At 73.4% G+C, this 23,124-nt stretch carries 15 protein-coding genes; 6 read left to right on the top strand and 9 right to left on the bottom strand.

The window, feature by feature from the left end; translation table 11 throughout:
* Positions 1 to 165 precede the first annotated feature (165 nt).
* The 4 genes from WMF26_RS32940 to WMF26_RS32925 all read right to left on the bottom strand — a co-directional run bounded on the left by WMF26_RS32940 (position 166) and on the right by WMF26_RS32925 (position 5,472).
* The gene (locus tag WMF26_RS32940; protein ID WP_437995956.1) at positions 166 to 1,428 is read right to left on the bottom strand and encodes a glucose-1-phosphate adenylyltransferase; all 1,263 of its coding nucleotides are present in this window, start codon (positions 1,426 to 1,428) and stop codon (positions 166 to 168) included.
* A 428-nt stretch (positions 1,429 to 1,856) separates the two neighbouring features.
* Positions 1,857 to 2,522, bottom strand: a complete 666-nt coding sequence (locus tag WMF26_RS32935; protein ID WP_437995955.1) for a hypothetical protein — start codon at positions 2,520 to 2,522, stop codon at positions 1,857 to 1,859.
* A 261-nt stretch (positions 2,523 to 2,783) separates the two neighbouring features.
* Complete coding sequence (locus WMF26_RS32930) at positions 2,784 to 4,439, bottom strand: serine hydrolase domain-containing protein (protein ID WP_437950122.1); 1,656 nt, start codon at positions 4,437 to 4,439, stop codon at positions 2,784 to 2,786.
* A 205-nt stretch (positions 4,440 to 4,644) separates the two neighbouring features.
* Positions 4,645 to 5,472 (bottom strand): TIGR02452 family protein, encoded by an 828-nt coding sequence (locus WMF26_RS32925; protein ID WP_437332301.1) that lies wholly within the window; start codon positions 5,470 to 5,472, stop codon positions 4,645 to 4,647.
* 187 nt (positions 5,473 to 5,659) lie between these two features.
* Between WMF26_RS32925 and WMF26_RS32920 the strand changes: the two genes are divergently transcribed.
* Both WMF26_RS32920 and yddG read left to right on the top strand, forming a co-directional pair.
* Positions 5,660 to 6,442: a helix-turn-helix domain-containing protein gene (locus tag WMF26_RS32920; protein WP_437950120.1), complete on the top strand. Its 783-nt coding sequence runs from the start codon at positions 5,660 to 5,662 to the stop codon at positions 6,440 to 6,442.
* A gap of 103 nt (positions 6,443 to 6,545) precedes the next feature.
* A complete protein-coding gene (yddG, locus tag WMF26_RS32915; protein WP_437995954.1) occupies positions 6,546 to 7,601 on the top strand; it encodes an aromatic amino acid exporter YddG in 1,056 nt (351 codons plus the stop codon).
* A gap of 44 nt (positions 7,602 to 7,645) precedes the next feature.
* On the opposite strand, the gene WMF26_RS32910 is transcribed toward yddG, so the two are convergent.
* On the bottom strand, positions 7,646 to 8,698 hold the full coding sequence (locus WMF26_RS32910) for a hypothetical protein (protein WP_437995953.1): 1,053 nt from the start codon (positions 8,696 to 8,698) through the stop codon (positions 7,646 to 7,648).
* Between the two features lie 893 nt (positions 8,699 to 9,591).
* Positions 9,592 to 9,912, bottom strand: a complete 321-nt coding sequence (locus WMF26_RS32905; RefSeq protein WP_437332297.1) for a hypothetical protein — start codon at positions 9,910 to 9,912, stop codon at positions 9,592 to 9,594.
* Positions 9,913 to 10,353: 441 nt separating this feature from the next.
* On the opposite strand from WMF26_RS32905, the gene WMF26_RS32900 reads away from it, so the two are divergent.
* Positions 10,354 to 10,818, top strand: coding sequence for a MarR family winged helix-turn-helix transcriptional regulator (locus WMF26_RS32900; protein WP_437995952.1), 465 nt, complete (start codon positions 10,354 to 10,356; stop codon positions 10,816 to 10,818).
* A 74-nt stretch (positions 10,819 to 10,892) separates the two neighbouring features.
* Positions 10,893 to 11,453: a carboxymuconolactone decarboxylase family protein gene (locus WMF26_RS32895; protein WP_437995951.1), complete on the top strand. Its 561-nt coding sequence runs from the start codon at positions 10,893 to 10,895 to the stop codon at positions 11,451 to 11,453.
* A 53-nt stretch (positions 11,454 to 11,506) separates the two neighbouring features.
* On the opposite strand, the gene WMF26_RS32890 is transcribed toward WMF26_RS32895, so the two are convergent.
* Positions 11,507 to 12,910, bottom strand: a complete 1,404-nt coding sequence (locus WMF26_RS32890) for a serine/threonine-protein kinase (protein WP_437995950.1) — start codon at positions 12,908 to 12,910, stop codon at positions 11,507 to 11,509.
* 306 nt (positions 12,911 to 13,216) lie between these two features.
* Here WMF26_RS32890 and WMF26_RS32885 point away from each other — a divergent pair, with 306 nt between their 5' ends.
* Both WMF26_RS32885 and WMF26_RS32880 read left to right on the top strand, forming a co-directional pair.
* Complete coding sequence (locus tag WMF26_RS32885; protein ID WP_437995949.1) at positions 13,217 to 13,975, top strand: hypothetical protein; 759 nt, start codon at positions 13,217 to 13,219, stop codon at positions 13,973 to 13,975.
* Positions 13,976 to 13,983: 8 nt separating this feature from the next.
* On the top strand, positions 13,984 to 17,997 hold the full coding sequence (locus WMF26_RS32880) for a serine/threonine-protein kinase (RefSeq protein WP_437995948.1): 4,014 nt from the start codon (positions 13,984 to 13,986) through the stop codon (positions 17,995 to 17,997).
* 112 nt (positions 17,998 to 18,109) lie between these two features.
* Here WMF26_RS32880 and WMF26_RS32875 read toward each other — a convergent pair whose 3' ends face one another.
* Both WMF26_RS32875 and WMF26_RS32870 read right to left on the bottom strand, forming a co-directional pair.
* Positions 18,110 to 20,560: a thrombospondin type 3 repeat-containing protein gene (locus WMF26_RS32875; protein WP_437995947.1), complete on the bottom strand. Its 2,451-nt coding sequence runs from the start codon at positions 20,558 to 20,560 to the stop codon at positions 18,110 to 18,112.
* A gap of 244 nt (positions 20,561 to 20,804) precedes the next feature.
* Entirely contained in the window at positions 20,805 to 22,823 is a 2,019-nt protein-coding gene (locus tag WMF26_RS32870) for a hypothetical protein (protein ID WP_437995946.1), read from the bottom strand.
* Positions 22,824 to 23,124 lie beyond the last annotated feature (301 nt).

The following is a 23,124-nucleotide window of genomic DNA, read 5'->3' as shown; positions in this document are numbered from 1 at the left end:
CGTCCGACGAGGGGCCAGTGGTCGGGCGCGGCGACCGCGGCCCCGATGGCGCAGGGCGCCATGCCCGGCGGCCTCGGGTCGGCCTGTCCGGGGCGCCCGGGCGCCGCGGCGCCGACCTGCGCGGGCGAGCTCGCGCCGGCCTCGCGCGGCGCGCGGGCGGCCTGCTCAGATGACCGTGCCCGGGGGGACGACGGCGTTCTTCGGGACGACGACGACGCCCTCGCGGGCCGCGTAGTACTCGGCGTCGGCGTCCTCGCGATCGGGGATGTTGCGGATCACCACGCCCTCGCCGATGCGCGCGTTCTTGTCGATGATCGCGCCGTCGATCCTGCACCCCCGGCCGATGCCGATGGGCGGGAGGCCTCTCGCGCTGTCGGCGGCGTGGCCCTGGAACAGGACCTCGTAGTCCGCGCCCATCATGACCGTGTTCGACATCGTGACGTGGGGCCCGATCGACGAGAGCTGCCCCACGACGGACCGGGAGATCTTCGACTCGATGATCCGGCTCCCCTCGGCGAGGAGCACCTGGTCGAGGACCGAGCCGGCGCTGACGTGGGCCGGGGGGAAGAACTGCGGGCGGGTGTAGATCGGCCGCTGAGGATCGTAGAACGAGAACGGAGGATTGGAGTCGGTGAGCGCGAGGCTGGCCTCGTAATAGCTCCGGATCGTGCCGATGTCCTCCCAGTACCCGTCGAACGTGTAGGTCACCATCCGGTGGGTGTCGAGCGCGCGCGGCAGGATGTGGTGGCCGAAGTCGGAGGCGTTGTCGCGCTCGAGCATCTCGTAGAGCGCCTTCGCGCTGAAGATGTAGACGCCCATCGAGGCGAGCCACGGGTTCTTCGGATCGGGGAGCCGCCGCACGCCGTCGAGCAGCTTCATGTCCTTCGGCTTCTCGACGAACTTGACCACCCGCCCGTCGTCGTCGGTGTCCACGATGCCGAGGCGCGACACCTCGGCGGTCGGGACGGGCCGCACCGCGAGCGTGACGTCGGCCCGGGTCTCGCGGTGGCGCGCGAGGAAAGGCTCGTAGTCCATGCGGTAGAGGTGGTCGCCCGAGAGGATCATGACGTCGCGCGGGTTCGGCGACTTGACCTCGACCAGCTGCTTGCGGACCGCGTCGGCGGTGCCCTGGTACCAGTCGCTGTGGGTCGGCGTCTGCTCGGCGGCGAGGATCTGCACCGCGCCCGCGGAGAAGACGTCGAATCGATACGTCTGCGTGATGTGGTTGTGGAGAGAGACCGAGTTGTACTGCGTGAGGATGTGGATCCGGTTGAAGCCCGAGTTGAGGCAGTTGCTGATCGGGATGTCGACCAGGCGGTACTTGCCGCCGGTCGGGACCGCTGGCTTCGAGCGCAGCTTGGTGAGCGGGTAGAGGCGGCTTCCGACGCCTCCGCCGAGGATCAAAACCACCACGTCGTTGTGCTTCAAGCGGACCTCCGCAGGTGAGGGGGACGGTTCGACGCCCGGAGCGATGGGCGCGACTAGACTAGCCGATCCTCGGGACCGGTCGAGCCGAATACCATGTTGCGCGAGGTGGTTGCAACCGCCGCGATCACCGGGTGAATCCGGCCAGCCCGGCGCGGGAGGCGCCCGGCCTCGGGGGCCGCCGCCGCCGCGCCGGGGCGGTGAGCCGCCGCCGCGCCGGGGCGGTGATCGGACGAAAGGGAGAGACAGACAAACCGCCAAGGCGCCAAGGACGCCGAGAGAGCGAATTCTCCGCGTCTCGTGGCGCCTTGGCGGTTCCTTCGTTCAGCGCCTGTCTCGCCCGGCGCGCCGACGTCGCGGGCGACCGCGGCGCCGGGTCGCTCGTGGGCGGGCCCGGGCCGCCGGGCGAGGACGGCGGCCGCCGCGCCGGATCAGCGCATGCCGCCGGAGCCCGGCGTGGTGCCCGTGGCGCCGGGGCTCGTGCCCGGGCTCTGCGTGCCGGTGCCGGTGCCGGTGCCGGTCCCGGTCGTTCCACCCTTCTTGTTCTGCTGATTCCCCTGCTGCGGGCTCGTGGTGGGCGACTGCGTGCCGCTGCTCGTGTCGCCGCGGAAGCCGCCGGGGACCCCCGCGCCCGTGCCCGCGCCCGGCGTCCCGGTGCCCGTCGCGCTGCTGCCCGTGGTGCCGCTGGTGCCCGTGGTGCCCGTGGTGCCGGTCGTGCCGGGCGTGCCGGTCGTTCCGGTGGCGCCCGTGGTGCCGGTGCCCGTCATCCCGCTGGTCCCGGTGCCGGTGGCGCCGGTGCCCATGCCCGTTCCGGAAGCCCCCTGTCCAGCGCCCATGTCGCTCGTGCCCGAGCCCATGCCGCCCGTCGAGGGCTGGCCCGTGCTGCTGCCGGTCCCCGGAGCGCCCATGGCGCCGCTCGTCCCCATGTTCGTCCCGGCGCCGCTCGCGTCAGAGCCCCAGGGCGACTGAGTCCCTTCCGTGGTGCCCGGGGAGGTGGAGCCAGCGGGGCTCTGCGGAGGCTGCGAGTTGCTGGAACAGCCGAATCCGGCGAGAGCGAGCACGGTCGAGAGCGCAAGAGAGTGAACGAGAGTTCGCATGTGATCAGTCTCCTCGCTGCCGCCCGAGACGGGCGTGGCAGCGCTGAAGCGAGCTCCGGTGTCCCGGAGTCTCGGAACAACGGCAAATCCGTTGGTGTGAGCGGTGGCGGCCCAATGCACGGCGCGAGCCAGCCGCACGGCAGCCCCGGAAAACAGGTCGCTTCCGGACGTCGCCGTCACGCCGTCATCGCGAGCTCAGCCGCGCGTTCGTGTGGGGGCGCTCTGCCACAGGTGTGGCGCGATGGCCGGCCGCCGGCGGGCTCAGCGGCAGCGCGCCGGGCGGGCGCGCGCGCGGAGGCCCTCCCACGCGATCGCCCCCGTCTGCTCCTCGACGCTGAGCGAGGTGATCAGCGGGTCCGGCGAGGTGTCCACGCGCACGGCCACCGAGAGCGCCCCGCGCTCGCAGCGCAGGCCGAAGCGCGCCGACGTGGCGCTCTCAACCATCGCGGAGCCGTCGAGCGCGCACGCGCCCACCCTCGCGCCGACGTCCCGCAGCTCCTGCCGCAGCGACGCGAGGTGATCCTCGGGGAACCAGCCGGGCCGGAGCCTGCGATCGAGCGGTTCCATCCGCGCGCGGCCGATGACCGAGGCGACCGCCTGCGCCGCGCGGCGCACCGGCGGGGAGGGCGGGACGACGCGCGCGACCATCGCGCCGGTCGCCTCGAGCTTGCCGAGCACCTTCGCGCTCAGCGGCTCGAGCGCGGCGCCGGCCACGTTGGCGAGCGCGACGACGCCGACGCCGCGCTGCGGGAGGATCATCACCGAGGCGGAGAAGCCGTCGATGAGGCCGTTGTGGAAGACCACGTGGCCGAGGTCGCAGTCCTCGCGCACGTGCCAGCCGAGCCCGGGGCCGTCGGCGCCGCCGGCCGCCGGGAACGCCGAGCCGTTGCGCGCCATCATGTGCGACTCGCGCAGCGTGCTCCGCCGCAGGGGGCCGGTCTCGGGCGCGTCGCGGGCGGGCCAGGCCGCGAGCTGGAGCCCGATGAACCGGCCCATGTCGGACAGGCTCGCGTAGAGCCCCGCGGTCGACTCGGAGGCCCCGAGCCGCCACGGCTGGATGGGCGTCACCTCGTCGCCCGCGCGCACGTGCGGCGACGCGAGCGCGTCGGGCGGCACCGCTGCGGCGTCCCACGCGGCGTCGCGCATGCCGAGCGGCGCGAGCAGCGCGTCGTTCATGTAACGCCGGTACGGGACGCCGGCGGCGCGCCCGACGAGCAGCCCGAGGAGCGAGTAGCCGAGGTTCGAGTAGGACGTCTCGGTGCCCGGCGCGCTCTCGAGCCCGAAGCCGTCGAGGGTGGCGAGGATCTCGCGCTCGGTGACGTCGCGCGCCGTCGACGCGGGGGAGAACACGCCGAGCCGGGGCAGGCCGGAGCTGTGCGTGAGCAGGTCGCGCACCGTCATCGGCCGCGAGTCGCGCGTCGGGTAGACGACGCCGGCGAGCGCGGGCAGGTAGCGGGCCGCCGGGGCGTCGATCGACAGCCGCCCCTCGTCGCGGAGCCGCAGGACCGCAGCGGCGGTCAGCGCCTTCGTGATCGAGCCGATGCGAAAGCGCGTGTGCTCGTCGACCGCACCGCCCCGCGCGACGTCGCGCACGCCGATCACCTTCTGGATCGCGAGCTCGCCGTCGATGACGACGCCGAGCGCCAGGGCGGGCAGGCGCTCCCGCTCCGCGGTGCGCTGCGCCAGCGCCTGCACCTCGGGCGCGGCCGCGCGGAGCTTCCGCCCGCGCTCCGGATCGAGGAAGCGCGGCGCCGGCGCGGGCTCGCTGGCGAAGCGCTGGAGGAGCGGCGCCGGGGCCGCTGGCCGGGCGGCCCGCGGCGCGGGCGCGGTCTTCGCGCACCCGCCGAGGAGCGGGAGCGACAGGGAGAAGACGGCCGTCGCGAGGCGTACGGCGAAGATGCTGCCAATCGTCTTCAAGGCGGAACCGTGATTTTCGCTCCTCCATCACGGTCCGACAATCGAAAGCAGCAATCGCGCGAGCTCGGTCCTCGATGGCTCTCGACGTTTCCATTGAAGCTAGACGGAAAAGCGACCTCGGCGCAGCCCGGGCGTATGTCTCCCACGATGTGGCCCGCGTGCGGGCGCGTGCGGTGCGCGCGGTCGTGCCCGCGACGGCGCGCGCCTACGCCCCCGCGAACCGATCCCGGAAGGCTCGGTAGTTCGGCTGGTCGGCGCCCCGGTCGTACACGGCGAACACCACGCGCGAGAACGCGCCGCGGAAGCGCGGGTGCTCGAGGCACCGGGCGAAGACGTCGGCGACCTCGCCCGGATCGTTGCGGAAGACGCCGCACCCCCAGGCGCCGAGGACCAGGCACCGGTGCTCGTGCGCGCCCGCCGCCGCGAGCACCATGGCCGCGCGGCGCTCCAGGGCCGCGCGGATGTCCGGCTCCACCCCCTCGTCGCGCTCGAGCGCCTCGCCGGCGTTGGGCGCCGGCGCGGTGATGATCGACAGCGCGAAGGGCCGCTCCAGCAGGTTGTGCTGCTCGTCGCGGAAGAACGGCACGTCCGGCGAGTAGATGAGGTGATCGGTGTACAGCAAGCTCCCCGAGGCGCGGTTCTGGTCGTAATACTCGCGTTGCTCGACCAGGCACGCGTACAGCGCGGAGCACCTGGCGAGGTCCTCTTCCTGGGCCTTGGCCCCGCGCAGGAACCCGCCCCCGGGGTTCTTGGCGGAGGCGAAGTTGAGGGCCGCGACGCGGGCCTCGCCCTCCTGCTCGGCGAGCCGACGGCCCGCCGCCCCCGTGGTCTCGCCCGTCACCTCGATGCTCGCCGGCCGCTCGAGGCGCTCCTTCGGCTCCCAGGTGTCGAGGGATCCGGGCCGGTAAAGCGCGGTGCCCTTCACCGCGGCGAGCACGCGGTCGCGGACGCGGACCGTCGCGCCCGAGGGCGCGGTGTACTCGCCCCGGCTCACGATCTGCACGGTTTCTGCGGCGATGCCCGTGAGCTTCATGCGTCCAAAGATTGGCGAACCGCGGCCGAGCGTCCAGCGAAACGCGCTCCGCCGCGGGCGCGCGGGGCCCTGCTCCTCCGGGGCTCCGGCGGGCCGGCGGCGTCGTCTGCCTGCGATCTCCGGCGATCTCCCGCGGGTCGGCGCCGCGCATGGCGCGCGGGCGGCGCGCGTGAGATCATGGCGCGCGATGGGCGAGGTCGAGCTCAGCGTCCAGCGTTACTCGGCCGAGGTGGTCGCGCACCGGCACGCGCACCACCAGCTGGTCTTGCCGGTCGAGGGCGCGCTCTCGATCGCGATGGCCGGGCGCGAGCTCCGGGCGGCGGGGCGCTCGGGGGTGCTCGTCCCGTGCGACGCGCGCCACGCCTTCGCGGCGTCGGACCGGAACCGCTTCCTCGTCATCGACGTGCCGCCCGCCTCCGCGGAGGCGCTCGGCGCGGCGCCGTGGTTCGAGCGGAGCGCCGGCGGGCCGGTCGCCCTCGACCCCGCCGCCGCGCTCCTGGTCCACGCCGCGGCGGCCGAGCTCGATGGGGCGGGCTCGGTCGCGCTGCGCCGGCAGTGGGCGGGGCTGCTCGTGCTCACGCTGGCCGAGCGCGGCGATCGCGGCGCCGCGCGCGCTCCGGAGAAGCTGCGCCGCGCGCTCCGCTTCATCGAGGAGCACGCGCACGAGCCGCTCACCGTCGCCGACATCGCTGCCCGCGCGGAGCTCAGCCCCGGGCACCTCCACCACCTGTTCCGCGCCGTCCTCGGGACGACGGTGCAGGCGCGCATCGCGGACGTGCGCCTCGCGCGCGCGACGGAGCTCTTGTCGCGCACCGATCTCGGGATCGCCGAGATCGCCCTCCGCTGTGGCTACGCCGATCAGAGCTGCCTGACGCGCAGCCTGCGGCGCCGCCGCGGCGTGACCCCGGCCGCCCTGCGCCGCGGGGCCCGGTCCGGGCGGCCGGCCGAGCCGCGGCGCGGGGGCGCGTAGCCGGGCGGCGCGCGTGCGGGCGCGAGCGCGCGCCGCAGCCCCGGCACAGGACCGCGGAGCCTGGGCCAAGACGGCGGCCGGCCCGCGCGGCATTCTCCGCGCCATGTCGGATCCGATCTCTCCCGCGCTGCCGGAGGCGGCTCCCCGCGCGCTGCCGGAGGCGGCCCCCTGCGCGCTGCCGAATGCGACACCCGGCGCGCTGCCGGAGGCGGCCTCCCGCGCGCTGCCGAATGCGACACCCGGCGCGCTGCCGGAGGCGGCCTCCCGCGCCCTGCCTGAGGCGACATCGGCGGCGCGCCCCTCGCCGCGCGCCGCCACCCTCGCGGGCGTCGCGGCCATCTGCCTCTGGGGCAGCTTCACGCTGCTCTCGACCTCGGTGCGCGGCCTGCCGTCGCTCCAGGTGCTCGCGTCGACCTTCGCGATCGCGGCGCTCCTCGGCGCGGCGCGGCTCGCCCGGCGCGGCCGCGCCGGCCTCGGCGTGCTCCGCCAGCCGCTCGGGTGGTGGCTCGTCGGCGTGGGCGGCCTGTTCGGCTATCACGCCCTCTATTTCTACGCGCTCACCGTCGCGCCGCCCGTGCAGGTCAGCGTGATCTCGTACCTGTGGCCGCTGCTCATCGTCCTGCTCTCGGCGGCGCTCCCCGGCGGCCGCCTGCGCCTCCGGCACGTGGCCGGGGCGCTGCTCGGGCTCGCGGGCGTCTGGACGGTCCTCGCCGCCGGGGGCGCCGTGATCCCGAGCGCCGCGCACCTGCCCGGTTACGCGGCCGCGCTCGGATGCGCGCTCCTCTGGTCGACGTACTCCGTGCTCCAGCGCCGCTTCGCCGACGTCCCCGCCGACGCCCTCGTCGGCCCCTGCGCCGCGACGGCGGCCCTCGGCCTCGCCGGGCACCTCGCGTTCGAGCGCACGGTCGCGCCCACGGCCGGCCAGGCGCTCGGTCTGCTCGCGCTCGGGCTCGGCCCCGTGGGCGTCGCGTTCTTCGCCTGGGATCACGCGACGAAGCACGGCGACGTCTCTCAGCTCGGCGTGCTGGCCTACGGCGCGCCCATCCTCTCGACGCTGCTCCTCTGCCTCGCCGGCCACGCCGAGGCGAGCCCCGCGCTGCTCGCCGCCTGCGCCCTCGTCGCGGCCGGCGGCCTCGTGGCGACCGCGCGCGCCGCGTGAGAGGCGCGGCCGCGTCCCTCGTCTCGGGCGCTATCGGATACGCCCTATTCCAGCCTGTCGCCTGACGATGCGGCGTCGAATCGGCTCAGGTAAGGCGTGCCCCGCGCATCGAGTCGGCATACCCATGGGTGGTCGGGATCATACGCGGTAGCGCCTCCAATGGATACAGGCGGGGCCGCTTGTAGGCTCGGCAGCGCCTCGAGGATCGCCTCGCCCCCCGCACGCCATCGAAAGCACCATCTCGTCATCTCGGAAGGTCTCGGATGATGCGCGTCTCGACGTTCGATGATACGGCCTCGCGTATGGCGATACCAATCATTGAGCCGTTCGGCGACGTACAGATCTCCCGTGTGTGAAAACCATGCATCGAGCTCGGATTTTGCGTTGATCGCGTTGGCAAAAACTTTGACCGGCGAGAGCCACTCTTGCGATAGCTGTCGCAGGAGGAGCTCGTCGAAGCGCGACAGGTAGAGCCCATGGGCTGCCCGTCGGGGAAAGAGTCCGGCATGATAGCGCCCAAGGTTGGCCAGCTGCGGGTGGAACGTGCTCCCAGATGCACAGAACCTGGAAAAGGCGACGGGCGAGCGGCGGCACCACAGTTTCCAGAGCGTCGCCGCGAGGGCTGTCTCGAGCTTCGACCATTGGACCACGGGCGGCTTGCGTAGCAGAGCATCCGCGACATTGAGGTATATGGCCCTGCCCGGGCCGGGCCCTTGCGGAGATGCTCCGGCGGCGTCCGGGCTGAGATCGACGATGAACAGCGCGCGCCCGCGCTCGACGACGGAAGCACAGATTCGACAGAGGCTCATCAGGCCGCTTGGTGTCGGCGGAAGCGCCACGCAGACCGGCGGCCCATCAGGACGCGTGAGCTCTTCATTGAGATCGGTGGACGGCTCTCCACCCAAGTATCTGACGCGCGCAGCGCGATGACGTTCAGGATCGAGCCTCGATGGCCCCAGCAGGAGCTCGTCATCGTCGACCACGACGGGGGATGCAACCTTGGCCAGAGCTGCTCCGGCAACCCTGCCCATGGCGACGTAGACTGCGCCCTGTATCGGCTCATTCATCATCTGAATCCACACGATCTGCATTTGCACGCTGGCGGGTATGGTGTGCCCGATTGGCAGGCTTCAAAGCAGCTCCTGCACGATGTGTGGCGCCATTTGTCGCAGCCTGGATATCCCGTGATGCACTTGCCGCCGATCTCTTGGCAATCGACGAACATGTCTGTGCATGTCTTGTCGGGCGTGCACCCTGCCATCTGCTCATCGGCTCCGCTCCCCACGTCGTCGCCGTTTCCGAACCGGTCCCCCGTAGCTGCTGACCCGGGTGGGTATGGTTCTCCGGCCCCTGTGCCTTCCGTCCCCCTAAGATAGCACTCGCCCACGTCGTAGTTGCACGCCCACACCGTGAGACCGAGAGGAATAAGCAGAGGGATCGCCTTCATTTTCAGCCTGTGGCGCATGCCCATCCTCCAGGTCGTTCCAGATGCGCGTGCGGAGGGGCGGTGTCAACTCTGATTCAGGGCACAGATTGCGTCCCTGCGGCTACGGCTCGTCAACCTCGTCCCGGCCCGGAGGCGAGCTCGAGCTGAGCGCAGCGGGTTGCACATCGTCGCGGCCGAGCTGGCGGAGGTCGAGGCGGACGGACGTGGGCGAGCGAGCTGGAAGGGTACGGCATGCAGCAAGCATGCAGTAAGAAGAGGGACCGCAAGGGCGGAGGCGCAGGGGAAGAGAGATGATATCCTTCTCTTCCCCTGCGCCCCCTGCGCCCCATGCGCCCTTGCGGCCTCTTCCCATGAGCCGATTTTCGCGGGACGGCGGGTGCTTGGCCCCACCCAGCGCTCTGACTGGATCGTCGCGTCACGCACCTCACGGCGCCGCCGCCGCGACGGCGGCCGGCGACCTATCCGCCGTGCAAGCTACCGAGGCGGGGCCTTCCAGACGCCGGGCGTCGAGCTTCTTCCGGCCGGTTCATCGCCACCTCAACGTCAGCGCTTGATCTGGGCATCGGGCCAGAGCCCAAGGATCTCTTGCAGCTGGTGCTCGGGACCGAACTCCTCCCAGAGAATGCCATTGCAATCCCGAGCCTCGGAAAAGGCGCTGGCGTCATCGTCCTCCCACCCCAGATGACGCAACCCCGGAGCCCCGCCATCGGGGAGCTGGCGAATCGAAAAGTTCACCACGTCGGTGCGCCAGAGCGCGTACTGGCCCGGCACGATCACCTGCGGCTGGGCCGCCAGGCGCTGCGTGTAATCCGTGATGGACTCCGAGATTGAGCTCACACCCAAAGCAATATGAATCTTTCGCATCTAGGACCCTCCGCACAGCGCCGCGAGACTCGTCATGAGCGAGCTTCGAACAGAGGCCGATACCATGGGCGAGGCAACGGCACCAGCCTCGGCGCGCGCGCCGGCGCTGATTCGCGACCTCCGAGATCGCCGACCGGCTCGTGCGGTTGCCGCGTCCGAGCTCGGCACGGGCGCGGAGGTCGAGTCGGACGGCCGTTCGCCCCCGACACCCCGTCGTCGTAGAGGCCAACGACCCTGGCTCGATTGTCGCCAGCGTCGAGCATCCTCTCGACGCCGCTCCTCGGCCGCGCCGGCCACGCCGCGGCGAGCCCCGCGCTGGTCGCCGCCTGCGCCGCCATGACCGCACGGCGGCCCGCGCCGGCCGCGCCAGCGAGCCCCGCGCCGCGCGTCGCACGATTGGTTGTATTGACAATTAATTGTTCGGCGCTACGCTCGGCCATCATGCGCGACCAGTTCACGGCCGAAGGGGGGATCATCCTCGACAACGCCCTCGGCTACTGGATGGCGCGGGTGTACCTCGCCTCCCGCGCCGCGATGTACCGGCGCTTCCGCGCGCACGGCGTCGAGATCACGCCGGAGCAATGGATGGTGCTCGTCCGCCTGTGGGAGCAGGAGGGCGTCACGCAGACGCACCTGGCCGAGCGCACCTTCCGGGACGTGCCCACGATGAGCCGGATCCTGGCGCTCATGGAGCGCGACGGGCTGGTCGAGCGGAGGCGCGACCCGACGGACCGGCGCGCCCGGCTCGTCTACCTCACGTCGCGCGGGCGGACGCTGCGCAAGGCGCTGTCGGGCGAGGCGAAGGCCCTCGTGGACGAGCTGCGCGCCGGCATCCCGGAGGAGGATCTCCTCACGACCCGGCGCACGCTCCAGCGCATCCTCGCGAACCTCGAGCCCGAGGGCTGAGCGCGGCCCAGCCCCCGCGCCGGCCGCTTCATCCCCAATTGATTGCATTGACAACCAACTCAGGAGACGCCCGCATGACCGAGACCGTTGCTCCCCCTGGCCAGGCCGCTGCTTCCCCTCACTTCCCCGCGCACACGCTCGACACGGCGCCCGCGGCGGCCCGCGCCGCGCTGGAGCGCACCTCGCGGAAGTTCGGCTTCCTCCCGCTGCCCTCGGCGCGCTTCGCGACCTCGCCGCTCCTCGTGCGCGCCTTCGACGAGCTCCTCTCGATCTTCGAGGGGGCCACGCTCTCGCCGGTGGAGCGCGAGGTCGTGGTGATGGTCGTCGCCGGCGAGAACGGCTGCGACCTCTGCCGCGCGATGCACCGCGGGCTGCTCCTCCGCGCGGGCGCGTCCGCCGAGGTCGCCGCGGCGCTGTTCGAGCGGAGGCCGGCGCCCGACGCGCGCCTCCAGGCGCTCGCGGCGTTCACCGAGGCGACGCTGCGCGAGCGCGGCCAGGTCTCGGACGCCGATCTCGACGCCTTCCTCGGCGCGGGCTTCACCGCCGAGCAGGCCCTCGAGGTGATCGTCGGCATCGGCACCTACACGCTGTCGACGTTCGCGAACCGGATGACCCGCACCCACGCGCTCCGCTGACGCGCCCGGAAGCGCGGGCGCCCGCCGCGGTCACGGGCCGCGCCCGCGGCGGGTCACGCGCCGCGGATCGGGCGCAGCTCCTCGCCGACGAGGCCCGCGGTCGCGCTCGGCGTCGCGAAGACCCCCGGCTCCTCGCCGGCCGGCGCCCACTCGCCCGCGCACATCAGCGCGCCCCCCAGGATCTCGGGCTGCGCCGCCGGGCGCACCTGCACGTCGTCCGCGTGGACGCTCACGTTGACGTGCACGCGCGCGTCCGCCCCCGCGCGGCGAACCACCGCCTCGTGCAGCGCCGCCGCGACCCGGAGCGCCGCGCGCCGCTCGTCGCGCTCCGCGTCCGCCCCGGCGGGCAAGAGACGCACGCCGAGCACCTCGTTGCCGGTCGTCGAGGCCAGGATGAACCCCGCGCGCTCGAGCTGCGACTCGGCCATGTCGAGCACCTGCCCGATGTCCGCCGCGAGCGCGTCGTCGAGATCGTCGGAGCCGCCGCCCGTCCTCACCTCCAGGTACACGCCCACCGCCGGCTGCGTCGGATCGGGCCCACCCCTCGTCCCCGACGCGGGCTCGCCGATCGCCTCCCGGAGCGCCCGCACCAGCTCCTCGACCGAGCCGAACCGCCGCTCCCGCCGCTTCTCCATGCAACGCAGCACCACCGCGTCGAGCTCGAGAGGAAGCGGCACCCGCAAGCTCGGGGGCATCGGCGGCTCCTCGAGGTGCTTCCGCACCATCTCGTCCATGTCATGTGTGTGGAATGGTAATCTTCCGACCAGCATGCGATGGAGAAGCACTCCGAGCGCATAAACATCCACCCGCGCATCGATGGGGCCGCCCAGGATCTGCTCGGGCGCCATGATCGATGGCGTCCCGGGCATTCTTCCGGCGGTGGTCAGCCAGGTCGAGCCCTCCTCGGGCCCCATCAATTTCGCGATGCCGAAGTCGAGCAGCTTCACGGTGCGTGGTTTGCCGGAGCAGATGAAGATGTTGCTCGCCTTCACGTCGCGGTGAATGATGCCGGCGGCGTGCGCGGCCCCGAGCGCCGCGCAGATGGGCTCGAACAGATCGAGCGCCTCCCGCGGCGCGAGCCGGGTCTCGGCCCTGATCAGCGCGTCGAGCGTCTGCCCCTCCAGGCGCTCCATCACGTAGAACGGCTGATAGTTGTTCAGCTCACCTACTTCGTAAATTTCTACGATGTTGGGGTGGGAGATCAGGCGTAAAGCCTCGATCTCGCGCGCGAATCTCTCGACCACGCGGCGCGAGTGAGCTACCGCCTCGCTCAGCACCTTGACCGCGGCGGGCCTCCCTGAACGGGCGTGCCTCGCTGCATAGACGACCCCGCAGCCGCCGCGCGCGATGAATCCTTCGAGGATGTATTCGCCGGCCAGGGTCCCCGCCGGGAGCTCGCCGCGCGCGCTGGCCCGCTCGACCTCCGAAAACGGCCTCGTCTCGTCCTCTTTCGTCATCTTGCCCCACCGTGCGGCGCGTCACGGGCCGCCGCGCGCGCCGCTGTCCCCCTTCGAGGATGATCTTGATGAACCGGTATACTCAGGAGCGTTTCTAAATGGTAACTTAAACTTGGCCGCACCTCGACACTGAACCGCCGGCCGGGACCCGTCGCTGAAAGGGGGAACAAGATGTTCCTTTGCTGGACACGGACTGTTGCGCTGCTCGCAATACCTCTGGTTACTACCGCCTGCATCGGGGCCGAGATCGACGACGAAGCCGACGAAGAGCTCGAAGAGCCGATCGGCGAGGCGGAGGGCGCCGTCGTGGCTGGGAACGGCGCCCTGTCCAATATCATCAACCGGAACGCGCTCCTCTCCGGCGCGCTCACCCCGAGCCTGCTCGGCGCAAACGCGCTCAAGCCCAGCGCGCTCAGCGCCGCCGCGCTCGCAGCCATCCAGGATCCAGGACCTCAGGGCGCCTTGTCAAGGCAGCTCCTCCAGTACGTCGTGAGCTGTGCGCTCCGGCCGGACCAGTCGTTCTCGTTCACGTGGACCGACAGCGGCGGTACGAGCCGACAGGAGACGTACAGCGGCTACCTCGGGATCGTGGACTGGTGGGTGTACGGCCCGCTCACCGATCCCTTCTACCAGCGCTACATCTCCGCGTGCCTCGCCGCGCGCACGAACTATTACGGCGTCCCGGTGATGATCTCCCTGCGCGCGAGCCAAGTATCCATGGGCTCGTCGTGGAACGAGCGCTCGACCTACTCGGTCAGGGAGGGCGCGTTCTGGGGCAACCTGTTCAGCTCGACGCCCTACCTACGGGCCTGCCACTCGCCGGCAGGCGTCGCGCGCGCGCGGGCGCTGAAGCGTGACTGTGCGGCAGGTCACATCAAGCCCGACCCGGCGACCGGGGCGCCGATCACGGAGCCGTGCGGCCCCATCGCGCTCGCGGGGTCGTGCGATACTGTGTGCGAAGCGGTGGTCGCCGACGGCGGCTTCTACTCCCAATGCCTCGACAACCCGGCGATCTCGTCCTCGGCGCGCACGGATGTGGTGATCACGTCCTTCCTGCCGCCGTAAAATGCGGCATGGGCTCCGAGGTCCAGCGGAACCAGGATCCCGAGCGCGCACCTCCGGACCATCGGCGCTGCCCGTCGTGCGGGCGGCGGAACCCGGGCTCGTGCCCCGAGTGCCCGCCGCAGCCGCATCGCGATGAGGCGAGCCCGCCGGACATCACCGAGGTCGTCCCCGTCTCGCTGCCGCGCTTCCCGGGCTACCGGACGCGCAGGGTCCTGGGGCAGGGCGGCTTCGGCACCGTGTTCGAGGCCGAGCCCGAGGGCGGCGGGGAGCCGGCGGCGATCAAGCTCGCGCGCGCCGATCGCCGCGGGGCGGCCCCGCGGCTCCGGCGCGAGATCGAGGCGCTCCTCGCCGTGGGCCCCCCCCACGTGCCGGCCGTGCACGCGCGCGGCGCGCTGGACGACGGCTCCCCGTACGCCGTGCTCGATCTCGTCGCCGCGCCCACGCTCGCCGCCCGCCTCGCCGCGCGGCCGGCGCCGCGGCTCGACGAGGCCGCCCAGCTCGGCCTCGCGACGCTCGCGGCCCTCGAGGCCGTGCACGCGCGCGGCTACGTGCACTGCGATCTCAAGCCCGAGAACATCTTCGTCGATCGCTCGGGGAAGGCGACCCTCATCGACCTCGGCATCGCCCGCGTCGTGGGGCGGCGCGACGGCGCGCAGGACGAGGACCTCGCCCTGGGGACCGCGGAGTACATGGCGCCGGAGCAGTCCGCCGGGCGCGCGGATCTCGACGCGCGCGCCGACATCTACGCGATGGGCGTCATCCTGTACGAGCTCTTCGCGGGCCGGCCTCCGTTCTGGGGGCCGCGCGCGGTGGTGCTGGAGGATCACCGGAGCCGCAGGCCGACGCGCCTGTCGGCGCGCGCGGCCGTGCCGCGGGCGATCGAGGAGGTGGTGCACCGGTGCCTGGCCAAGGAGCGGGGCGAGCGGTTCGCGAGCGCGACCGAGCTCCGCGCCGCGCTGGAGCGCGCGCTCGGCGACGAGCTCACGGCGAGCGAGCACGGAGGGCCTCGCTCCGTGGCCGGCGCCGAGCGCCGCGCGGTGGGGCTCCTGTTCTTCGAGGGCGCGGCGGATCGGATGGCCGTGCAGCGCAGGGTCCGGGCGCTCGGCGGCGAGCTCGCGCACGCGTCCGGCGCTCGCTACGCGGCGGTCTTCGGCCACGAGGGCGCGGCGAGCCCGGCGCGCCACGCCAGGCGCGCGGCCGACGAGCTCCTGCGCGCGGGGCTGTGCGAGCGGGTGCTCATCGATCTCGCGCCCGTGTCGGTCCAGGCCCGCCCCGGCGGGGCCCGGCGCTTCCTGAGCCCGCTCTTCTCGCGCGCCGAGCGGTGGCCGGCCGCCTCCGGGCCGCCGGGGCCGTTCCTCACGCCCGCGGCGGCGGCCGCGCTCCCGGAGGCGTCCCTCGCCGCGCCGGAGGACGATCGCGCGGGGGATGGCGAGCCCCGGCCCGGCGACGACGCGCGGGAGACGACGGGCCCCGGCGCGCTCATCGGCCGCCGCGAGGTCCTCGAGCACCTCGTCCACAGCGCCGAGGAGGCGCTCCGGCTGCGGCAGCCGACGGTCGTGTCGGTGATCGGCGAGCCCGGCTACGGCAAGAGCCGCCTCTTCGTCGAGCTCGTCAGGCAGCTCCGGGAGCGCCTGCCGCAGGCCAGGCTGATCGATCTGCGCGGGCGGGAGCCGACGAGCGGCGTCGCGGACGCGACGCTCCAGGAGCTCGTGCGCGAGGCGCTCGACATCCCCGAGGCGCCCCCCGAGAGCGGCGTCCGCGCGGCGCTCGCGGAGCGGCTCGGCTCCGCGCTCGGCGAGGAGCTCGGCTCGGGGCTGGCGATGGCGCTCGGGTGGGTGGACGAGCGGACGGGCGGCGAGTTCTTCCGGGACGTCGAGGCGCTCAAGGCCGTTCCCGGCGCGCTGCGCTCGGCGTGCGTGCGCGCGGCGGGCGAGTGCCTGCGCCGGTGCGCCGCGGCCGCGCCGGCCGTCGTCATCCTCGACGACGCGCAGTTCGCGCACGAGGTGACGCTGGCGGCGCTCGAGTACGCGGCGCTCGGGGACGGGGCCGCGCCGCTCTGGGTGTGCGCGATGGGGCGCCCCGCCTTCGCCGAGGCGCAGCCCTCCTGGGGCGAGCGGGCGGCGCGGCGCGAGGTCGTGCGGCTCGATCCCCTCGACGCCGACAGCGCGCGGGCGCTCTGCCGGCGCCTGCTCCTGCCCGCGCGGGACGTGCCGGAGTCGGCGATCGATCGCCTGATCGAGCGGGCGCAGCGGGTGCCGCTGCTCCTCGTGGAGCTCGTGCACGGGCTCAAGCGCGAGGGGATCTTGCGCCGGCACCCGCGGGGCGACGCGTGGTACCTGGCGACCGACGAGCTCGAGCGCCTGCCGGCGCTGCCGCTCCTCGATCCGCTGGCGCAGGGGGAGATCGAGGCGCTCGGGCCGGCGCTCGGGGCGCACGCGCGGCTCGTCTCGCTGCTCGGCGCCGAGGTGTCGCCCGACGAGATCGCGGGCGTCTTGAGCCACCTCGATCGGCGCGGCGAGGGCGCGGCCTTCCCGCTGGACGCGCGGGTCGGGACCGAGCGGCTGCTCAAGGCGGGCGTGCTGGTCGCCGATCGGAAGGGCCGGCTCGGGTTCCGTCACGCGCTGATGCGGGAGGCGATCGCGCAGGGGGTCGCCGAGGGCGAGCGGCGGCGGATCCACCTGGCCGCGTACGAGCACCACCGCGAGGCGGCGCACGAGAGCCGGGAGCAGCGGCGGTTCAAGATCGCCTACCACGCGGCCGAGGCGGGGCTCTCGGCGGTGGCGGAGGCGGCCTACCTGGAGCTGGCCGAGCGGGCGCGGGAGCGGCACGCCTACATGGAGGCGGAGCTGCACTACAGCCGCGCGCTGGCGCAGCCGGCCCCGGATCGCGGCGCGCGGCGGAGGGCGGCCTACCGGGGCCGGGGGCTGATGCGCTACCGGCTCGGCCGCTACCACGACGCGCTCGGGGATCTCGCGCGCGCGCGCGCGATGGCGATCGAGGAGGGGGAGGCGATCGAGCAGATCGAGATCCTGCTCGACGAGGCCATCACGCTCGACTGGATGGACGACTACGGGCGATCGAAGGAGCGGGTGGAGCAGGCGAAGGCGCTCGCGAGCGGCGAGCTGCCCCCGGCGCTCTCGGCGCGCCTGTCGATGGGGGCGGCGCTGTCGCTCCACCGGGAGAGCCGGGAGGAAGAGGCGGCGCGCGAGTTCGAGCGCGCGGCGGCGCAGGCGGAGGCGCTTGGCGACGCGGGCTACGAGACGCTGGTGGTGTCGCTGCTCGTCCTCGGCTTCATCTACCAGGGGCTGAGCAAGCTGGACGAGGCCGGGGCGGCGCTGGATCGGGCGATCCGGATGTGCGAGGCGCGCGGCGATCTCCTGCACCTCGGGCCGGCCATCAACAACCGGGCGCTCCTGCGCGCGTGCCTCGGCGACAACGAGGGCATGATCCTGGACATGTGCCGTCTCCTCGCCCTCTCGCGCGAGCTGGGCCTCGGGGCGATGGAGCTCATGGGGGAGTTCAACCTCGGCGAGTACCTGTACATGGTGGGCAACCTCGAGATGGCGATGCCGCACGTGGAGCGGGCCGCGCACCTGGAGCGCCAGCAGCGGGGGGAGGAGGCGCGCCCTTGGGCGCAGCTCCTCCAGGCGAGGCTGCTCCTCTACCGAGGCGACGAGGACAAGGCGCGGGAGATCATCGAGACCATCCGGGCCCAGCAGGCGAAGGCGATCGCCGCGGGGCGCGGGGGCCTGGAGATGGCCCCCGCGGAGGAGGTGCTGTGGTCGATGATCGACCTGGCGACGCGCGACGCCACCGACGAGGAATGGGATGAGCTCGAGGGGCGGTCGGCCCGCTGCTCCGTGGGCCAGGAGCAGATCGAGGTGATCGAGGCGCGGGCGCGGGCGCGCTCGCGCCGCGGCCGCCACGCCGAGGGGAAGGCGGCGCTCGCGCGGGCGATCGAGGCGGCCGAGCGGATCCCCAACTGGATGAGAGAGCGGCTCGAGCGGCAGCGAGGGAGCTAGGAGCTCATGGATGGCGCGGCGAGCCCGCCCTCGCCGTGGAGCGAGTCCCGGACAACGCCCGCACGCTCGAGCTCGCGCGTGCGGTGGCTCGACGGCTGACGCAGCGCCGCGTTCACGCGCGTCGCCGGCCGCACGCGAGCCGCAGCATGCCGCCGAGGAGCGCGAGCCACGGCGCGAGCGGGCCGCCCGACGGCGCGCCACCCGCGGCGTGGCAGTCACAGCCGGGTCCGCCGCCGCCGAGCCCGCCGCTGCTGCCCCACGACGACGACGACGACGCCTCGCTCGACGAGCTCGCCGCGCCCGAGGCCGCCCCGCCGCCGCCCTCCCCCCCTGGGCAACCGTGGTTCGACGCATGCCCGGGCTCGGTCGGGCACTCGTCGTGGACGTCCCTCACGAAGTCGTTGTCGTCGTCGGCGTCGCACGCGTCGCCTGCGCCGTCGCCGTCGGTGTCGGCCTGATCGGCGTTCTCTCGAGCCTCGCAGTTGTCGCACGCGTCGCCCACGCCGTCGCCGTCGGTGTCGGCCTGGTCCGGGTTCTTCACGTCAGGGCAGTTGTCCATGCCGTCGAGCGCGCCGTCGCCGTCCGAGTCGGCGAGATCCTCGTCGCAGGCGTCGCCGGTCCCGTCGCCGTCCGAGTCCTCCTGGCCGGGGTTCGCCGCCGTGGGGCAGTTGTCCGCGTCGTTGTTCACGCCGTCTCCGTCGTCGTCGGCGTCGCACGCGTCACCCACGCCGTTGCCGTCCGAGTCCCGCTGATCGGCGTTGGGCGTCCGAGGGCAGTTGTCGTCGGCGTCGAGGACCGTGTCGTCGTCGTCGTCCGGGTCGCAGGCGTCGCCGGCGCCGTCGCCGTCGGTGTCGCGCTGGGTCGAGTTGGCGATGGAAGGGCAGTTGTCCGAGCCATCCAGCGCGCCGTCGTCGTCGTCGTCCGGGTCGCAGGCGTCGCCGGCGCCGTCGCCGTCGAGATCCTCCTGACGCGGGTTCTCCGCATGGGGGCAGTTGTCGCCCGCGAGCACGCCGTCGCCGTCGAAGTCGATGGCGCCGGGCGTCGGGACGGCGCACGCGGCCCAGGTCGACGACGTCGGCTCGCCGGTCTCGATCGCGCCGGTCACCCCGTTCCCCCCGCTCGCGCTCTGGGCGCCTTCGGTGAAGTCCTGCCGGCAGCTCCCGTTCGCGGCCGACAGCGGCGCGTGCAGCGCGGCGTCGTCCGCCGCGTCGTCCAGGTAGGCGCTCGGCGTGGCCCCGGGGTCCGGCCCGTCGATCGATACACCCGTCTTGTTGACAGGCGTGTTCGCCCCCGTCACGCCATAAAAGACGTAATCGACGTCCTTCACGAGATCGCTCACGCCGTCCCAGTAAAAGAGGATCAGGCACTCATGATCGTTCGTCAGCCCGCGCGTCTCTCCCACCGATCCAGGGATCGGCAGCCGCATGTCGGGCACCCCGGCGGCCGACTTGCCCTCCGGGCCGCCGGCGCTCTGGATCTCGTAGGTAGGGGGCGCGCCCCAGCCGTTGAACGACCTGCTCTCGTTGCACCCCATGCGGTAGCACTCGGCCCCTCCGAGCGACACGGTCTGGACCTCACCGGGGGCGATCTCGGCGCCATCCGGGAAGCGCACAAGGAAATCATTCGTGTTCGGGAGCGTCGGGTCCGGCGTGACGAGCTGATAATAAAAGCGGTAGTCCGCGAGGTAGTAGTCCGACAGATCGACCGGCGCGCTGCCCGGGTTATAGATCTCGACGAACTCCGCGGCCGTCGGGTGGACGAGGAGCTCCGTCAGGAGGAGCTTCGCCGGGCTCGACGCGTGCGCGCGCATCCGGCCGTGGAGCGCGTCGAGCTCCAGCGTCACGACCTGCCCCGCCGCCGCGCTGAACGCGCCGCTCGAGGAGTCTCGCGGGGCGTAGCTCCAGCCGTTCGCCCCGAGCCTCGTGCTCCAGGGGCCCTGCGCCGCGAACTTGAAGGACGCGCCGGAGAGCGCCGTCCGGGCCACGAAGCGGTATGTATAGATCCCATCGCCCGCGACGCGATCGCCGAGGGCGCCGTCGTCGCGCGCGACCGTGAGGGACGAGTACGGGTTCCAGTCGGTGTCGCCCACGGAGCTCTGCCAGTCTCCGACGGCGACCCACACCTGCGGTGCGCCGCCCTCGTCGAGCGAGGCGCTGCGCGAGTCCGAGGCCGACTCGGTCGCCGGCAAGAACCCTTGTGCGGTCAGGTCGCGCTTGTCGTAGTAGAAGGTGACATCGTAGGGCGGTGTCCCGCCGGCCAGCGTGAAACGCAGGCTCTCGCCGCTGGCCGCCCCGGCGCCGCCGTCCGCGAGATCGACGCCGTTTCGCGAGATCTTGTACTCGACGTCTCCCGGCGCCGCGAACGAGACGGCCGCCGTGAAGACGCCGTCCCCGGCCGCCCTGTCCGGGGCGATCCCGTCGTCGCGGAGCGGCGCGCCGCGGCGCGCATCCCACGTCCCGAGCTCCGGCGTGGAGCCGGTCACCGTCGGCGAGGCGAGGGCCGCCCTGGGCAGGAGCGAGAGCAAAGCGAAGCTGATACCGACGAAGGAGCGGCGTCGTCGCACGGGGCCACCTCGGTGCCGGGGCGAATTATCCGGACAAGCGGAACCCTAGCGCAGGACGGACGAACAACGAAGTCACAAAGCAGGAACGATCCAGCGCTCGTGACGCGGCGTCACGCGCCATCCATCGGTGAGCGGCGAATCCCGACCTCGCCCGGGTCGGGCGGCGTAACGAGCGGCGTAAAGGTGCCTCGATGTCGCGGCCCAGGCGCGCGGGTCGCTCCAGCGACCCGCGCGACCCGCGCCCTCAACGCGGGACAGCCGCTGTGGCCGGGCGAGGCGAGTCCTCGCGATGCGCGATGCTCGTGAGAACGCTCTTTACGCTCGTCTGACCGGCGGGGTCGCCCGTCGCGTCGAAGAGGGCGAGCGCCCTCGTGTAGTCGAGCGCCGCGCCGGCGGTGTCGCCCCGCTCGCAGCGCAGGTCGGCGCGCGCCTTGAGCACGGCCGCCTGGCCGGCGCCGTCCCCGAGCGCCTCGAAGAGCCGGAGCGCATCCTCGTAGTCGCGCTCCGCGCCCGGGAGCGCGCCCCGCTCGCGGCGCAGGTCGCCGCGGGCCTTGAGCGCGGCGGCCTCGCCGCGCCGATCACCGCTGTCCCGGTAGAGCAGGATCGCATTGCCGTAGTCGCGCGCCGCGAGCGCCGTCTGGCGCTCCCGTAGCCGGAGGTCGCCGCGGGCCTGCCACGTGCGCGCGTGGGTCTGCTCGCAGCCGAGCGCCCGGAGGAGCTCGGCCTGCGGGAGGATCTCGCGCGGGGCGCGGGCGCTCGCCCCGCGGCGCTCCTCGGCGCCGCTCGGCGGCGAGCGGAGCTGGCTGAGGACGCGCTCCTCCACGCCCTCGAGGATGTAGAGCGCCCGGTCGTAGTCGCGCGCCGCGCCCGCGAGATCCCCCTCGCGGAAGCACAGATCGCCGCGCGCCTTCAGCACGTTGGCCTCGCCCGGGCGATCGCGGCAGGCCCTGAGGAGCGTGAGCGCGCAGCCGTAGTCGCTCGCCGCGCCCTGCGCGTCGTCCTGGTCGAGCCGGAGGTTGCCGCGGGCGAGCAGCCCCATCGCCTCTCCGGTCCGGTCGGCCGCCGCCCTGAACACCGAGAGCGCCCGCTCCACGTCGCGCGTGGCGGCCGCGAGGTCCCCCTGCCGCCGGCGCAGGTCGCCGCGGAGCAGGAGCGCCGTCGCCTGGCCGCGCCCGTCTCCTGCCGCCGGCGCCGCCTCGAACGCGGCGAGCGCCTCGCCGTAGTCGGACGCGGCGGCCTCGAGCGCGCCCTCGCGGACGTGCAGCGCGCCGCGCGCGAGGAGCTCCTTCGCGCCGCGGAGGGCGTCGTCCTCGACCGGCGCGCTCCGCGCCGCGGCGCGCTGCGCGTTCGCGCGCACCGCCTTGCGGAGGACGTCGCGGTGACCTGGGCGGCCGCGCTCGCGGGCGGCCGGCGTGGCCCGGAGCGTCCCGAAGGTGCCCCGCCGCTTGCTCGCGAGCTCGGCGCGCCGCGCCCCCTCGAGCGCCGCCAGCGCGCGCGCGCCGAGCTCGGGGAGCGCGTCGCCGGCGAGGCGCGCCGCCTCCTCGAGCAGCCGCTGCTGGACCTCGGTCGGGAGCCCGAGATCGAGCACCGTGCAGGCGTCGACGAGCGCCCGCGCCAGCACGCCTCCGCCGCGCGCGCCGTCGCGGAACGGGGCGATGTCGAGGGCCGCGAACACCTCGCAGGCGACGCGCCGGCGCATCGCCGCCTCGGGCCGCCCCTCGACCGCGGCCGTCCAGAAGAGGAGCGCCTGCATCGCGTCCGCCGCCCCGCGGTGCAGCGCGTCCCAGCGCCCCGCGTCGCCGGCCACGTCCTTGCGGGCCACGGCGCGCACGAGCGGCGTCACCCGGTAGGTCTGCGTGGCCTGATCGAGCGACGCCAGCCGGCCATGCACGAGCAGATGAAGCGGCCGAGCGGCCGAGGGCGCGGGCTTCCCCGCCGCCGCCGCGACCACCTCCAGCGGGACCCCCGCCGCGGGGAGCACGGCGAGCGCTTGCACCACGCCGCGCGCCTCCTCGCCGAGCGACTCCAGCGCGTCACCGAAGACCACGCCCAGGATCTCGTCCCCAGGCCCTCCTGGATCCAGGTGCGTTGCATTTTTCCGCAGATACGCCTCGGCCGACATCCCCGTCCGCCGCAGCGTGGCCGCGGCGATCTCGATCGCGGCCGGCAGGTACCCGAGGGCGGCGACGAGCGCATACGCCCACTGGACCTCTGCTGCGGGCGGGGCGTCCGTCCCCCATGCACCCTGAGAGAGGGCGGACATCGCAGCGGATACCGAGAGCACCGAGACCCTGAGCTCAGCTGTCTTCCGATCTCCGGACGTGGAGCGGAACCTCAACATTTCGCCTCTGTCATTCCCGAAGAGCTGGTTATCCGAGCAGGCGCCGCCGGGCCTTCGGCCCGCGCCGACACGCCTGCTGGCTCCCGTGAGCCTGGAGATTGCTGCTGTTTCGAAGAGCTTAGCGCGGCGCGGGACGGGCTCAACGACCTTCCAGGTTTTCGCATGCGGCGGCCGTCGCTGCACGCGCTCCGCGCCGCGACTTCGCACCGGCGCCGCGCGCGCG

The sequence above is a fragment of the Sorangium sp. So ce185 genome, assembly GCF_051526825.1.
In the GTDB taxonomy this organism is placed as follows: domain Bacteria; phylum Myxococcota_A; class Polyangia; order Polyangiales; family Polyangiaceae; genus Sorangium; species Sorangium cellulosum_D.
This window is presented reverse-complemented; position numbering and strand designations above follow the sequence as displayed.